General features: G+C 66.7%; 10 protein-coding genes and 3 pseudogenes. 7 read left to right on the forward strand and 6 right to left on the reverse strand.

Annotation, left to right across the window (positions count from 1 at the left end):
- The first annotated feature begins 68 nt into the window (after positions 1–68).
- Positions 69–770 (forward strand): GntR family transcriptional regulator, encoded by a 702-nt coding sequence (locus HUO13_RS27900; RefSeq protein WP_211897974.1) that lies wholly within the window; start codon positions 69–71, stop codon positions 768–770.
- Between the two features lie 128 nt (positions 771–898).
- On the opposite strand, the gene HUO13_RS27905 is transcribed toward HUO13_RS27900, so the two are convergent.
- From HUO13_RS27905 to HUO13_RS38425, 5 genes and pseudogenes are all read right to left on the reverse strand, one after another.
- Positions 899–1,663, reverse strand: a complete 765-nt coding sequence (locus HUO13_RS27905) for an IclR family transcriptional regulator domain-containing protein (protein ID WP_211897975.1) — start codon at positions 1,661–1,663, stop codon at positions 899–901.
- A 132-nt stretch (positions 1,664–1,795) separates the two neighbouring features.
- Positions 1,796–2,692, reverse strand: coding sequence for an amidohydrolase family protein (locus HUO13_RS27910; protein ID WP_249124119.1), 897 nt, complete (start codon positions 2,690–2,692; stop codon positions 1,796–1,798).
- A gap of 17 nt (positions 2,693–2,709) precedes the next feature.
- Positions 2,710–3,510: an SDR family NAD(P)-dependent oxidoreductase gene (locus HUO13_RS27915; protein ID WP_211897976.1), complete on the reverse strand. Its 801-nt coding sequence runs from the start codon at positions 3,508–3,510 to the stop codon at positions 2,710–2,712.
- The gene (locus HUO13_RS27920; RefSeq protein ID WP_211897977.1) at positions 3,507–4,067 is read right to left on the reverse strand and encodes a carboxymuconolactone decarboxylase family protein; all 561 of its coding nucleotides are present in this window, start codon (positions 4,065–4,067) and stop codon (positions 3,507–3,509) included. Before HUO13_RS27920 ends, HUO13_RS27915 begins: the two co-directional genes overlap by 4 nt.
- Positions 4,039–5,488 (reverse strand): annotated as a pseudogene (locus tag HUO13_RS38425) (cation:dicarboxylate symporter family transporter). The gene HUO13_RS27920 and the pseudogene HUO13_RS38425 overlap by 29 nt, the downstream one beginning before the upstream one ends.
- A 213-nt stretch (positions 5,489–5,701) precedes the next feature.
- Between HUO13_RS38425 and HUO13_RS37780 the strand changes: the two are divergent.
- From HUO13_RS37780 to HUO13_RS27955, 5 genes and pseudogenes are all read left to right on the forward strand, one after another.
- Positions 5,702–6,585, forward strand: a pseudogene (locus HUO13_RS37780) (IS30 family transposase); the annotation flags it as partial.
- A gap of 422 nt (positions 6,586–7,007) precedes the next feature.
- A complete protein-coding gene (locus tag HUO13_RS27940; protein ID WP_211903209.1) occupies positions 7,008–8,441 on the forward strand; it encodes a family 2B encapsulin nanocompartment shell protein in 1,434 nt (477 codons plus the stop codon).
- 9 nt (positions 8,442–8,450) lie between these two features.
- Positions 8,451–10,754, forward strand: coding sequence for a family 2 encapsulin nanocompartment cargo protein terpene cyclase (locus tag HUO13_RS27945; protein ID WP_211897980.1), 2,304 nt, complete (start codon positions 8,451–8,453; stop codon positions 10,752–10,754).
- Positions 10,755–10,801: 47 nt separating this feature from the next.
- Positions 10,802–12,202 (forward strand): family 2B encapsulin nanocompartment shell protein, encoded by a 1,401-nt coding sequence (locus HUO13_RS27950; protein WP_211897981.1) that lies wholly within the window; start codon positions 10,802–10,804, stop codon positions 12,200–12,202.
- A gap of 17 nt (positions 12,203–12,219) precedes the next feature.
- Positions 12,220–13,257, forward strand: a complete 1,038-nt coding sequence (locus tag HUO13_RS27955) for a family 2 encapsulin nanocompartment cargo protein polyprenyl transferase (RefSeq protein WP_211897982.1) — start codon at positions 12,220–12,222, stop codon at positions 13,255–13,257.
- A gap of 218 nt (positions 13,258–13,475) precedes the next feature.
- Here HUO13_RS27955 and HUO13_RS27960 read toward each other — a convergent pair.
- Positions 13,476–13,742 (reverse strand): annotated as a pseudogene (locus HUO13_RS27960) (transposase); the annotation flags it as partial.
- A gap of 188 nt (positions 13,743–13,930) precedes the next feature.
- Here HUO13_RS27960 and HUO13_RS27965 point away from each other — a divergent pair.
- Complete coding sequence (locus HUO13_RS27965) at positions 13,931–14,287, forward strand: hypothetical protein (RefSeq protein ID WP_211897983.1); 357 nt, start codon at positions 13,931–13,933, stop codon at positions 14,285–14,287.
- Positions 14,288–14,919 lie beyond the last annotated feature (632 nt).

The raw sequence follows: 14,919 nt of genomic DNA on the forward strand, positions 1-14,919 counted from the left end.
CGTCGGGTAGTCGATAGCCCATAGACTGTCGAACCCTGATCACCGACCGACGCGCAGAAGGGCGGCACATGACCATCGGCAACGCGGACTCCCCGCCGCAGAGCCGCACGGCCTGGGTCGCCGAGCGGATCCGCGAGGACGTCGCCGCCGGCACCATCCGGCCCGGCGAGCTGATCAAGCAGACGGTGCTGGCCAAGCGGTACGGCGTCAGCCCCACCCCCGTCCGGGAGGCGCTGCGCATCCTGGAGGCGGACGGCATGATCGTCTACTCCACGCACAAGGGCGCCACGGTCCGGGAGATGACGCCGGAGACCGCGGCCGACCTCTACCGGCTGCGCGCCGCCGTCGAATCCGTGGCCGCCGGGATGGCGGTCGAGCGCATGACCGCCGAGGGACTTCAGGAAATCGAGAGGCAGCACGCCGAGATCGACCGGGCGGTGCGCGAGGGAGCCGCACCCGCCGAGCTCTCACGTCTGAACAAGCAGTTCCACTTCTCGATCTACGCGCGGTCCTCGCCGCTGGTCCTGCAGTACGTCGAGGCCCTGTGGGTGCGCTTCACCCCGCCCGCGACCGTGTGGGGCAGCGAGGACGCCGCCATGGCACTGCAGCGCGACCACGACGCGATTCTGAAGGCCGTGCGAAAAGGTGACGCGGAAGCCGCCGCCAGGCTCACCGCCGAACACGTGCGGCACGCCGCGGCCATCCGCGACTCGAACCCGCAACTGCGGGCCGCAGGCGGACAGGACCGGGAGGACCTCACCGGCCTCTGAGCCCGCACGCACCTGATCTCTGGGTCGACGGCCTCATCGGCCTCACGATGGCGCCGTTGTCGTTTCCGACCTCACAGGGCTACGTTTCGTTTCCGCGTGCCCAATTTCCAGTGTGTGGAGCGGCCTCGTCAGCGGTGGTTGATTTCGGTGGAGATGGCGTCGGCGTGTTCGCGCACGAGGGGCGCGCATCGGTCGCGAAGTTCTCCAGCGGGGATGCGCGCCGCGTTGACCGAGATGTTGAGTGCGGCGATGACGCCACTGCGGTCCCGGATGGGAGCCGCGACCGAGCGGACGCCCTCTTCTCGTTCACCATCGATCAACGCGAAGCCGTCCTCGCGAACCGTCATCAGGGCCTCGCGCAGCTCGCGCCGGTCTGTGATCGTGTGCGAGGTGAGTGGCGTGAGCTCGACCTCTTCGAGGTAGGCATCGAGTTCGGCGTCCGGCAACGCCGCGAGCAGAACCCGGCCGAGCGACGTCGGGTAAGCCGGCAGCCGCGAGCCGATGTTCAGCGTGATCGACACGCTCCGCGGACTCGGCACCCGCGCCAGGTAGACGATCTCCGCGCCGTCCAACGTCGCCAGCGAGGACGATTCCTGCGTGGAACTGGACAGGTCGCGCATGTGCGGCTCAGCGTGCTCCCACCACGGAGAGGAAGAAAGGTAACCGTAGCCGAGGCGCATCACCTTCGACGTCAACCGGAACCGGCGGTCCCGCTGGGTGGCGAACCCGACGCGGGTGAAGGTCAGCAGCACGCGACGGACGGTCGCGCGAGTGAGGCCGGTGAGCTCGGCCGCCTGGCTGATGGTCAGCTCCGGATGCTCCGCGGAGAAGGCCATCATGACCTGGAAGGCCTTGTCGACGGAATCGATGAAATCCGGATCTTCCCGTGACACTCCTGGCTTTCTCCGTCCCTGTCCGCGGGCCTTTCCAGGCTGAACGCACCCCAGCCCGGACTGGCTCGAATCTACCCCACCTCGCGGCGCCGGGGAGCGCTCGGCGGTGCCGCGAGGTGGGTGTCTCCGTGATCAGCGCGGGAAATCGAAGCATTTCGCGGGGTTGTCGACCAGCAGTCGTCTTCGGTCGGCCTCCGTGGGGGCGACTTCGGCGAGGAGGTCGACCAGGTCACCGTCGTCGGGGACGAAGCCGTGGGTGTTGGGGTGGGGGAAGTCCGTACCCCACACAACCCGTTGCGGCGCAGTCCTGGCAAGCAGCGTGGCGAGCGCGGCGGAGTCGCTCATGTCCGGTGGAACGGTGGCAAGGCGGTCGGCGCCGCTGAGCTTGACCCAGACCCGCCCGGTGTCGAGCAGCCGGCGCAAAGCCGTCACCGCAGGAGAGTCGAGGCCCCGGCGCAGATCGACACGGCCCATGTGGTCGATGACGACCGGAAGCGGCAGCGACCTGATGAAGTCCTCGTGTTCGGCGAGGCCGTTGCCGGCGACGTGCAGCGCGATGTGCCAGCCGTGGGGACGAACCAGATCCGTGATCGCTTCGATCGCTCCAGGCGTAGGCGCGGGTCCGAGATGCGGGGTGAAGTGCAGACGGGTACCGCGAACGCCGGCGTCATGCAAGCGGCCGACTTCCGCAGCGGAGGTGCCGGGGCGGATCAGCGCAACACCGCGGTATCGGCCCGCGCCTTCCTCCAACGCGGCCACCAGGGAGGCGTGGTCGGCGCCGTGCACAGCCGACTGGACGATCACCGCCCTGTGGAACCCGAGCAGGTGGTGCAGCTTCTCCAGATCGGCGAGCTGCGCTTCGGGGGGTGTGAAGGTCCGGTCCGGCGCGTACGGGGACAGGCTCGTGGGCCGAAGATGTGGCAGTGCGCGCCGCAGGCGTCGGCGGGCACGTCGATCATCGGAGCGTGGGGTGCCGGATGCGGTCCTGGGTTGGACGGTGTGCTCAACTGGGCCTCCTGCTGTGCTCAACTGGGCCTCCTGCTCGCTCAGTCGCAGCGGGCGGTCATGCCGCCGTCGACGACGATCTCGGTGCCGGTGACGAATCGCGCTTCGTCGGAAGCGAGGAAAAGCGCGGCGTGTGCGGTGTCGCGACCGTCTCCCATGAACCCGAGCGGGATGCGGGCCTGGCGTTGGGCGAGCAGCGCATCCACGTCACCGCCGGCGCGTTGTCCGGCGAGACGAGCTTCGACCATGGGGGTGTGCAGCTGCCCCGGCACCACTGTGTTGACCCGGATCTGGTCGGGAGCGTGCTGCACAGCGACCACTTTGGACAGCTGGATGACGCCTGCTTTCGCCGACGCGTATCCCACCTGTGCCGAGCCGGTCCAACGCAGCCCGGAGGCCGATGCGATGTTCACGATCGCACCGCCGCCATGCTCCTTCATGACGGGGATGACATGTTTGCAGCCGAGGTAGGCGCTGGAGAGGTTGGTGTCCAGCTGCGCCTGCCAGGTCTGCTCGTCGAGTTCCACCGGTCCACCGTGCCGTGAGCCGCCGACGTTGTTGACCAGCACGTCGACCCTCCCGAACGCGGTGCGGGCCTCCTCGACCATGCCCGCGACCGCTGCGGAGTCGGTGACATCGCACGTGTGCGCCACCGCGGTGCCGCCCTCCTCGGCGATCACCCCCAGGGTCGATTCCAGTGGTCCGGCCTCGCGGTCCACGACCAGCACCCGTGCGCCCTCGCGGGCGAAGATGACCGCCGTTGCACGTCCGTTGCCCCACCCCGGACCGGCGCTGCCCGCACCGGTGACGATCGCGACCTTGCCTGCCAGTCGACCGCTCATGCCAGTGCTCCGTTCTCGTCGAGGGTGTCGGGTTCGGTCGGCTCGTCCGGGCGACCGACGTGCAGGGCGACCAGGAAGCGGGAGACCAGGTTGTAGGTGCCGATGGTCGCGGTGAGCTCGACGATGTGCTGGTCGTCGAAGTGTGCGCGCAGTGCGTCGAAGATCGGGTCCGGCACCTCGATGGCCCGAGTCATCGCATCGATGTAGGCGAGCGCGGCGCGCTGCGGCGCCGTGAGCATGGCCGCCGGGTCGACGGCGCCGACGCGGAGTGCTTCGGTCTGCTCGGGGGTGAGCCCGGCCCGGTGCGCGACCGGTTCGTGCGCGTTCCACTCGTAGTCGGCACCGTTGAGAGCAGCGACGCGCAGGACCGCGAGTTCCCGGATGTCGGCGGGCAGGCTGGCACGGGTGCGGATCGCTCCCAGCAAACTGTTCCATCCGTCGGCGATCGGGGGACTGTGCAGCAGCATCTGGTCCAGTGGTGTGAGCTGCCCGCCGCGCCGCTCACGGATCCGATCAGCGATTTCGCTGTCAACGCTCTGGTATTCCAGGCGTGCCATCAGTGTCGTGATCCTTTCGTGCCGAGGATGCATATGAGGGGAGCGCCGCGGGCGGGTCAGGACGGGCCCGCAGTGTTGGCGACCGCGTCGGCCGTAGGCGCTGGGAATGATTCGGCGGAACCGTCGCGGTCAGGCAGGGGCGCAACGGGTTCGCCGTTGAGGACGGCGCGAGCACGTTCGAGATCGAGAGCGCGTTCCCAGCGTGCGACGACGAGGCTGCCCATGATCTGTCCGGACAGGCTGACCAGACCTCGCATGGTCGACAGGAACCGGTCGATGCCCAGGACCAGCATGATCCCGACAACAGGGGCCGTGCCCGTGGTCGACAGGGTCGCCGCGAGGATGACGAAGCCGCACCCGCTACTCCGGCGCTGCCCTTCGAGGTGACCATGAACACGGCCAGCAACCCGATCTGCTGCCACAACGACAGGTCGACGTTGAACGCCTGCGCGATGTACAGAGACGCGAAGCCGAGGTAGAGGCACACTCCGTCACCGTTGAACACATAGCCGGGGGGAACGACGAGGCCGACGATCCGCTTGGGCGAGCCGAGGTTCTCCAGCTTGCGCATGAGCTGCGGCATCACGACCTCGTAGTTGGAGGTGCCCAGCGTGATCAGCAGCTCGTCTTTGAAGTACCGGTACAGCTTGAGAATCCGCAGCCCGCACAGCCGAGCGATCAAGCCGAACACCAGCAGGCTGAACACGATCCCGGTTGCCCAGAACAGCACGATCACGCTGCCCAAATTGGACAGCGTCCCAAGCCCGAACTTGCCCGTGGTGTAAGCCATCGCGCCGAAGGCCCCAGCGGCGCCAGATACATGACGAGTTCGACCACACCGAACACCGCTTCGCCGACACGGACGATACCCCGGACCAGCAGCTTGCCACGGCTGCCGAGCGCCTTGATCGCGAGGGCGAACAAGATCGCGACAAGCAGGACCTGCAGCACATTGCCCTCGGCGAACGCACCGACGACGCTGCGCGGAATGATCTGAACCAGGAAGCCATACCAGTTCTGGCTCTCGCTGGTCTGCAGGTACTTCTCCGCCGAACCCGAGAGCTGGGACGCGTTCGGATCCGCGTTCAGTCCCCTACCTGGCTCGAACACGTCCATCACGACCAAACCGGCGATGAGCGCGATCGTCGTGACGACCTCGAAGTAGACCAGAGCTTTCAACCGACACGCCCCACAGCCGTCAACCCCCCGGCCGAGGCGATACCGGTGACGATCGTGCAGAACACCACCGGGGCGATGAGCATCTGGATCAACGAGATGAAACCGGTGCCGACCGGCTCGAGCGACGCACCGATCTCCGGAGCGATCAGTCCGAGAGCCGCGCCGAGTGCGATCGCGACGAGGACGGTCACGTACAGCTTCGACGTGAAAGCGCTGTACAACAGCGAGCGCATCGGCATCATCGCCTCCCGGAATTCGTGCGACTGACGAACATGTGTACGCTGTACGTACAGACGATGAGCGATGGCGGGACTGCTGTCAATACGCGCCCACGCTTTGTCCTACGCAGCACCGGAAAGACGATGCGACCTCGCGTGAGCGGCGACAATGCGCCCAGCCCTGAACATGACGCCGCTGGTATCGCCACTCCAACGCCCAGGGCGGATTCAACTGGTTATGTGCAGGAGCGGTTGTCGGGGCAGATCCGCCGTCCGGACGGGATCCCGGTTCCCGGGCCGGCTACGGCGCCGTGGAAGGAAAGGAACAAGCCCCACCGCCAAGACCGCCGGTGGGCCATGGCGTGGAGTCCGGAGCAGATCTCGCACCGGCTTACGGTCGATTTCCCCGATGATGAGTCCATGCGGATCAGCCACGAAGCGATTTACCAGGCGCTCTACGTTCAAAGCCGCGGCGCCCTGACACGGGAGTTGGTTACCTGCCTGCGCACCGGCCGCGCACTGCGGGTGCCGCGCGCCCGCGCCCGCCGCACCCAGGATGGCATGATGAGGCCAGAGGTGACGATCGATCGGGCGGCCCGCAGAAGCCGCCGATCGCGCCGTCCCGAGCATTAAGAGGGAGATTTGATTATCGGTCTGGACAAGTCCGCGATCGGCACGCTCGTCGAGCGGTCCACCCGCTAGGTGATGCTGCTGCACCTGCCGCGCGCATGCAGGGCTACGGGACCGAGCCCAGGGTGCACAACGGCCCCGCCCTGGCCGGCCATGGCGCCGAGGCCGTCCGGAATGCCATCGCGTCCACGATCACCACGCTGCCCCAACAGTCGCGCCGATCCCTGACCTGGGACCGTGGAAAAGAAGTGGCCCAGCACGTGCAGCTACACATCGACACCGGGGTCGAGGTCTACTTCGCCGACCCGCACAGTCCCTGGCAGCGCGGCACCAACGAGAACACAAATGGCCTGCTGCGCCAATATTTCCCCAAGGGCACCGACCTGGCCCGATGGATGCCTGACGAACTCGACGCCGTCGCCGCCGCACTCAATGGCCGTCCACGCAAGACACCCGACTGGAAGACGCCCGGTGTTGCGACGACCGGTTGAACTCGGGCTTGCGCGCCAGCACCTCGATTTCGAACGTGGCGTGACCGGTGGCGATGCCTTCGGCGTAGATGCGGCGCACCGCAGCCCAGTCGGTGAATTCGAGGGAAATCGCCCGCACAGTGGACGTCCGCGGACGGCGTCTGCAATGAGCGGATGCAGCTGAAAGTTGTCAAGGGCGCGGATCATGGGATTGCCCACAGGGCATGGCTGCGGCGGAACGATGCGAAAATTCCTGCGGGCACTACTGTCCGTGCCCTCCGTCGCAATTGCAGTCATTCAATCGGCCGATTGACCGTCACCCTGTTGCTTGATCGACTTCGCATCATGTCCGCAGGCACGGCGGGTTGCCGCTGAGTCGAACAGCAGCGGCTGGGGTAGTCGACCGGTTCGTGCTTCGCGGATGGTTGGCGTGGTCTCGTGTCATGGATTGGTGGTGTGTGGTGACGGGTATTGAGCCTGTGGCCCAGGGCATTGACAGTGGACAGTCGCAGTTGAGCTTGGGTACTGCGGCGGCGCGGAATCTGGCGACGACGACGAAGACGCCGCCGCAGATGCAGTCGATCACCTCGCGCTGGTTGTTGCGGCTGCTGCCGTGGGTGCAGGCGTCCGGTGGCGCGTACCGAGTGAACCGCCGGTTGACCTACCAGGTCGGTGACGGGCGGGTGACCTTCACCAACGAGGGAGCCCAGGTGCGCGTCATTCCCGGGGAACTGTGCGAATTGCCGCTGTTGCGGGGTTTCGAGGACACGGACGTACTGGAGGCCTTGGCCTCGCGCTTCGTGCAACGTGAGTACGGGGCGGGTGAGGTGATCGCCGAGTCCGGCCGACAGGCCGACGAGGTGGTGCTGATCGCGCACGGCAAGGTGAACCAGCTGGGGGTCGGCGAGTACGGGGACCAGACGGTCCTGGACGTGCTCGCGGACGGCGCCTACATCGGCGGGCAGGTGCTGGCCGATGGGCAGGGCACGTGGGAGTTCACGGCCAAGACGGTGACACCGTGCACGGTGCTGGCGCTGCCGCGGCAGGCCGTGCAGGAGCTGAGCGAGCGGTCCGAGGCGCTGCGGACCCACCTCGAGCAGGCACGGAATCGCCCGCAGAAGGAGCACAACCCGGATGGGGAGGCCGCGATCGCGGTCGCTTCGGGGCATGACGGGGAACCGGATTTGCCGGGAACGTTCGTCGATTACGACATCAACCCGCGCGAGTACGAGCTCAGCGTCGCCCAGACGGTGCTGCGGGTGCACACCCGGGTCGCCGATCTCTACAACCAGCCGATGGATCAGGTCGAGCAGCAGCTGCGGTTGACCATCGAGGAGCTGCGCGAGCGCCAAGAGCACGAGATGATCAACAACCGTGATTTCGGGTTGCTGCACAACGCGGATCTGCGTCAGCGTATCCACACACGCACCGGCGCTCCGACCCCGGACGACATGGACGAGCTGTTGGCCACGGTGTGGAAGGACCCGGGTTTCTTCCTCGCCCACCCCCGTGCGATCGCCGCGTTCGGACGGGAGTGCAGCCGCCGGGGCCTCTACCCGCAGAGCGTCGACGTCGGTGGGCACCACGTCCCGGCCTGGCGCGGCGTTCCGATCTTCCCTTGCAACAAGATCCCCGTGAGCAAGACCCGCACCAGCTCGATCCTGCTGATGCGCACCGGCGAGCAGAACCAGGGCGTGGTCGGACTGCACCAGACGGGTCTGCCCGACGAGTACGAGCCGGGTCTGTCGGTGCGGTTCATGGGAATCAACGAGAAGGCCCTCATTTCCTACCTGGTCAGCACGTACTATTCGGCGGCGGTGCTGGTGCCGGACGCGCTGGGTGTGCTCGAGCACGTCGAGCTCGGGCGGGAAGGCTGAGCGCGGCGCATGCAACCGTTCGAGCTGCCGGAGTTCTACCTGCCCTGGCCGGCGCGGCTGAATCCCCACCTGGAGTCGGCGCGGAAGAACACCAAGGCGTGGTCCTGCGAAATGGGCATGCTGGCGCCCGAATCGGACGAGGGCAGCCATTTCACCTGGAGTGAAAAGGAATTCGACTCCCACGACTACGCCTTGCTGTGCGCCTACACCCATCCGGACGCACCGTCACGAGAGCTGGATCTGGTCACCGACTGGTACGTGTGGGTGTTCTACTTCGACGACCACTTCCTCGAGCACTACAAGCGCACCGGAGATCTGGCCGGGGCCCGGGAGTACCTTTCCGGTCTCCGGGCGTTCATGCCGGCGCAGCCCACCAACACCGCGCCGCGTGCGACCAATCCGGTCGAGTGGGGGCTGGCGGATCTGTGGGCGCGCACGGCCTCGGGGATGTCCGCGGACTGGCTGGCCCGGTTCGCGGAAAGCACGCAGAACCTCCTCGAGGACTGCGTGTGGGAACTGACCAACATCACCCAGGACCGGGTGCCCAATCCGATCGACTACGTCGAGATGCGCCGCAAGGTCGGCGGCGCACCGTGGTCGGCCGACCTCGTCGAGGTCGCCAACGGGGTCGAGATCCCGCCTGCGGTCGCCGCGGCCAGGCCGATGCGGGTGCTCAAGGACACCTTCGCCGACGGGGTGCACCTGCGCAACGACATCTTCTCCTACCAGCGGGAGACCGAGGAGGAGGGCGAGGTCAACAACGGGGTGCTGGTCATGGAGAGGTTCTTCGACTCCACCCCGCAGCAGGCCGCCGACCTCACCAATGATCTGCTGACGTCTCGGTTGCAGCAGTTCGAGGACACCGCTCTGACCGAGGTACCGCCCCTGTGCGACGAGAACGGCCTGGACCCCGTGGCTCGCGCGAGTGTGCTCACCTACATCAAGGGGCTGCAGGATTGGCAGGCCGGCGGTCACGAATGGCACCTGCGTTCGTCCCGCTACATGAACGACGGCGCCGTCACCAAACCGGCGAGCGTGCTCGGCGGTCCGACCGGACTGGGCACCTCCGCGAGCACGCTGCTGCTGTCCCGAGCAACGCCTGGATTGCGGCACAGGTCCCAGCGGCACGCCCACGCGCCGATGCAACCGGTGGGACATCTGCCGCTGCCGGAGTTGTACATGCCGTTCCCGATCCGGGTCAGCCCGCACCTGGATGCCGCGCGGCGGTACGCGGTCGGCTGGGCGCGGGAGATGGGCATGTTCGACTCGGTGCCCGGCGTGGAACAGGGCGGCGTGTGGGACCAGCGGCGCTTCATCGGCTTCGACTTCGCGCACTGCGCCGCGATGATCCACGCCGATGCCAGCCCCGACCAGCTCAACCTGTCGTCGGACTGGCTGGCCTGGGGAACCTACGGCGACGACTACTTCCCCCTCGTGTTCGGCGCCACCCGCAATCTCGCGGGGGCGAAGCTCTGCAACGACAGGCTCTCGGCGTTCATGCCACTGGACGCCGGGGCCGTCCCGGAGCCGACGAACCCGATCGAGCGGGGCCTGGCGGACCTGTGGCGGCGCACCGCAGGGCCGATGACGATGTCCGCGCGCCAGCAGTTCCGCACCGCGGTGGAGGACATGACCTCCAGCTGGCTGTGGGAGTTGGCCAACCAGGCTCAGCATCGGATTCCGGACCCGGTCGACTACATCGAGATGCGTCGCAAGACGTTCGGGTCCGACATGACGATGAGCCTGTCCCGTCTCGCGCAGTCGGATGTCGTGCCGGCGGAGATCTACCGGACGACGGTCATCCGCGAGTTGGAGAGCGCGGCGCAGGACTACGCCTGTTTCACCAATGACCTGTTCTCCTACCAGAAGGAGATCGAGTTCGAGGGCGAGATCCACAACATCGTGCTGGTGGTGGAGAACTTCCTGGCAGTGGATCGCCTCAAGGCCCGTGACATCGTCGCCGACCTGATGGCGGCGAGGATGCGGCAGTTCGAGCACATCATCGCCGACGAGCTGCCGGTGCTGTTCGATCAGTACGCCCTCACCGAGCCCGCCCGCCGGGGCCTGACCCGCCACGCCGACGAACTCAAGGAGTGGATGTCGGGGATCCTGGAATGGCATCGCAGGTGCGTGCGCTACACCGAGGCAGAACTCCAGCGGAATCGCACGCCGAACGTCGGACACCGCTCCGCCGCTGACGGTGATCGGCAAGCAGTGCGACGACTGCTCTCCGGTCCCAGCGGGTTGGGCACCTCCGCCGCCCGGATCGCGTCGTCACGCGGTACCGGACACTCCGCGCCCGGTCCGTGGTGAACGGAACCTGAATCTTGCTTTGACACAACGTGATGGAGAGTCTTCCCATGTCCGGCCCTGAGCTCCCGCCTGAGCACAACGGGCAGTCCCAGCTGAGCCTGGGAACTGCTGCGGCACGAAACCTGGCCACCACGACCAAGACGCCACCGCAGATGCAGAGCATCTCCCCGCGGTGGCTACTGCGAATGCTGCCGTGGGTGCAAACCGCGGGTGGCGCCTACCGGGTGAACCGCCGGTTGACCTACGCCCTCGGCGACGGGCGTCTGACGTTCACCAACACCGGCCAGAGCGTGCGGGTGGTACCTCCGGAACTGCGCGAACTGCCGACGCTGCGCGATCTGGATGACGAGGGGGTCTTGGCCGCACTGGCGGAGCGGTTCACCCAACGCGAGCACGCGCCCGGCGACGTCCTTGCCACCGCCGGTCAACCCGCCGAGGAACTGATCCTTCTCGCCCACGGTAAAATCAGCACGCTCACCGACGGCGAATTCGGCGGCCAGTCCACACTCGACGTACTGGCCGACGGCCACTTCCTCGGGGACCGGGTCCTCACCGGCGAACAGACGACCTGGCCGGTCACCGCCAAGGCAACCACCCCGTGCATCGTCCTGGCACTGTCCAGGCAGGCCATCGAAAGCCTCGTTCAGCAGTCCGAGGTGCTGCGCGGGCACCTCGAGCGGGTGCGCAACAGCCCGCAGCGCGCACAGAACAAGCACGGCGAGGCTGCCATCGACCTCGCTTCCGGCCACGACGGCGAAGTCGACCTGCCCGGCACCTTCGTCGACTACGAGCTCGCACCTCGCGAATACGAACTCAGCGTCGCCCAGACCGTCCTTCGCGTGCACACCCGGGTAGCCGACCTCTACAACCGGCCTATGGACCAGCTCGAGCAGCAGCTGCGCCTCACGATCGAGGAACTTCGCGAAGAGCAAGAGAACGAGCTGATCAACAACCGCGATTTCGGGCTGCTGCACAACGCGGATCTGCGTCAGCGCATCCAGACCCACAGCGGCCCGCCCACGCCGGGCGATCTCGACGAACTGCTGTCGCGCCGCCGCAAGTCGGAGTTCTTCCTGGCCCACCCGCGAACCATCGCCGCCTTCGGCCGCGAATGCTCCCGCCTGGGCCTGTACCCGGAGACGGTGGACGTCCACGGCACCCGGGTGCCCGCCTGGCGCGGCGTTCCACTCCTGCCCTGCAACAAAATCCCGATCACTGACACGGGCACCAGCTCCATCCTGGTCCTGCGCACCGGCGAGGAGAACCAAGGTGTCGTCGGCCTGCACCAGACCGGCATCCCCGACGAGTACGAAGCAAGCCTGAACGTGCGTTTCATGGGCATCAACGACAAGGCCGTGACGTCCTACCTCGTCAGCGCCTACCACTCCGCTGCCGTACTCACCCCCGACGCGCTCGGCGTCCTCGAAAACGTCGAAATCGGACGCTGAAACCAGGAGTTGCCACCATGACCACCACCGGAGTGACACCCGACGAACACACCGCGCACCAGGCGCTGGCCTGGAGCCGCGGAATCGTCGACCCAGCCCTGCGCTCCGCAGTCGATACCCTGCCCGAAGACCTGCGGCATGTCAGCGGCTACCACTTCGGCTGGTGGGACGAACACGGCAATCCCACCGAGACCAGCGGGGGCAAAGCACTGCGCCCCGCCTTGGTCCTCCTGGCCGCCGAAGCCGTCGGCTCCACCGCGACCGCAGCCCTACCCGCCGCGGTCGCGGTGGAGCTGGTGCACAACTTCTCCCTGCTGCACGACGACGTGATGGACAACGACACCACCCGTCGTCACCGCCCCACCGCCTGGAGGGTCTTCGGCGTCAGCGCGGCCATCCTCGTTGGCGACGCGCTGCTCAACCTGGCCTCCGACGTGCTCGCCGACAGCGGGCACCCGTCCGCCATCCCAGGAATACGACAACTCAACAAGGCGGTGCAGGACCTCATCCGCGGCCAGATCATCGACATGGCCTTCGAACAACGCGACGACGTCGACCTGCACCAGTACCATCACATGGCCCACGCCAAGACCGCGGCTCTGCTCGGGTGCGCGTGCAGCCTCGGCGCCACCTTCGGCGGCGGCACCACCGAACAGGCCAACCACCTGCAGTCCTTCGGCGAACACCTCGGACTGGCGTTCCAGTACGTCGATGACCTCCTCGGAATTTGGGGAGATCCGAGCGTCACCGGCAAATCCGCTTACTCCGATCTTCAGGGCCGCAAGAAGACCCTGCCCGTGGTCGCCGCGCTCGCCTCCGACACGCCAGCCGGCCACAAGCTCGCCGAGTGGTATCACAGCCGACAAGCACTCTCGTCTACCGACCTGGCCAACGCCGCCGACCTCATCGACTCCGCCGGCGGACGCGCGGCAACCCAGGCCCAGGCCGATGACCAATTGAACCAAGCCCTACGCTGCCTGCACATTGCCCAACCAGCAGCACGCACCACCGAACTCACCGCACTCGCCCACCTCGCCACCCGCAGACGAGGCTGAACCGGAATTCCATCTACACGCAACGAAAAGCAGGGCATCGGTCTTGTGGAACGCTGCTTCGCCGAACTGACAAACCGCAAACTCCGCCGCTCTTGCCACCGCAGCGTCAAACCCCTCGACGACGTCCACAGCTGGATCGCCGCATGGCGCGAGGACCCGCGACCCTTCGTCTGGACCGCTGACGAGATCCTGGCCAGCCTCGCCCACTACACAGAGTTGGAACGTTTCGGCACGATCGCCGGCTCGAACTCCCCGTTCCGGTCCCGCGGAACGTCCAGCTCGACGGGTCCGTGCACAGTGGACACGGTTTTCGTTGATCGTCCGTTGCGGGAATTGCCGGTTCCCGTCCCGGCGGGGTCGCCTTTTGCGTAGCCGAGGTGGTGGGTCATCTCGGTGTCCAGAGCCCGTTCCAGCACTGCTTTGGTCATCTGGTTGAGCAGTTCCTGAACGCCCAGCGAACCACCCTTGGATTGGGCGTCGCGCACGAGCGCGTCCAACACCTCCGGCGACAGTAGCCCAGTACCGCAGCCTCGCCCGCAACCACATCCTTCCCAGGTGGGGCACAACCCCTCTCGCCGACATCTCCGCGATCTCCGCCCGGATCTGGAGCAAACAGCTCCACTGCGGCGGCTACGCGCCCTCCACAGCGAGCACCATCCTCAAGATCCTGTCGATGATGCTCGACGACGCCACCGACCACCTCGTCCCCACCAATCCCCTGCTACCCCGGCGGCACCGCGGACGCCGAACCCGCTACCGCCGAGCTGAACCAGCCTGGGCTACACCTGACCAAGTCAACGCCGTCGCGACGCACGCTCGCATCCTCGGCGGCGACACCGCCGCCACCCTGATCGTCACGGCCGCCTATACGGGCGCCCGCTGGGGCGAACTCACCGGACTCCAGCACACCAACGCCCACCCCGACAAAGAGTTCAACAACACCACCGAACACTCTCATCCCATTGACCCCACTACACGCTTGAAGACTCCGCGCGTCCAGCCACCAGCACCCCCCACCTCGACCCCTTGACCAGCGGGCAAGAGCCACCAACACAAGAGCTGGCAACGGGGCCGCACAACCGCACCCCCACCCGAGAGCAACCAACCCTGCCCGAGCCAGCGACACCCGATACGACCTGCGATAACGGCGAAATCGTGATCCACAAACCACAAAGTAGATGGATCTCGTACCCGGTCAACGTGAGTCCGCCGGGACGCGACCCCCTCCTGCCCCGACACAACATCACGACTCCCAAAATCCTCCCAAAAACCAGATCACCCACCACAATGGACGATCAACAAAAGATTCACCCCGGAACGCAAAACAGCCCGCTGACCTGCGCTTACGCGCTAGTCAGCGGGCTGCTGTGACCGTCGGGACGGCGGGATTCGAACTTACGACCCTTGCCCCCCAGCGGTGGCCGAACAAGCGCGCAACCAGCAGAAACCGAGAAACCGCAGGCCCAAGCGGTGCAGTTCACCGCCACACAAAGCGCTACGACACGGAACTCGCCTACACAATTCTCCCACCTTCCTCCCACCGCCAGCGTCAAAGAGAATGGTCGCGGCTGTCCATGGTGGGATGACGCAGGCCGAGGCGACGAGGGTGGTCGCGGCAGCGCCGCAGTCGGTTTCCAGATGGGTGCAGGCGTGGCGAAGAGG

The organism is Saccharopolyspora erythraea (assembly GCF_018141105.1).
GTDB lineage: Bacteria > Actinomycetota > Actinomycetes > Mycobacteriales > Pseudonocardiaceae > Saccharopolyspora_D > Saccharopolyspora_D erythraea_A.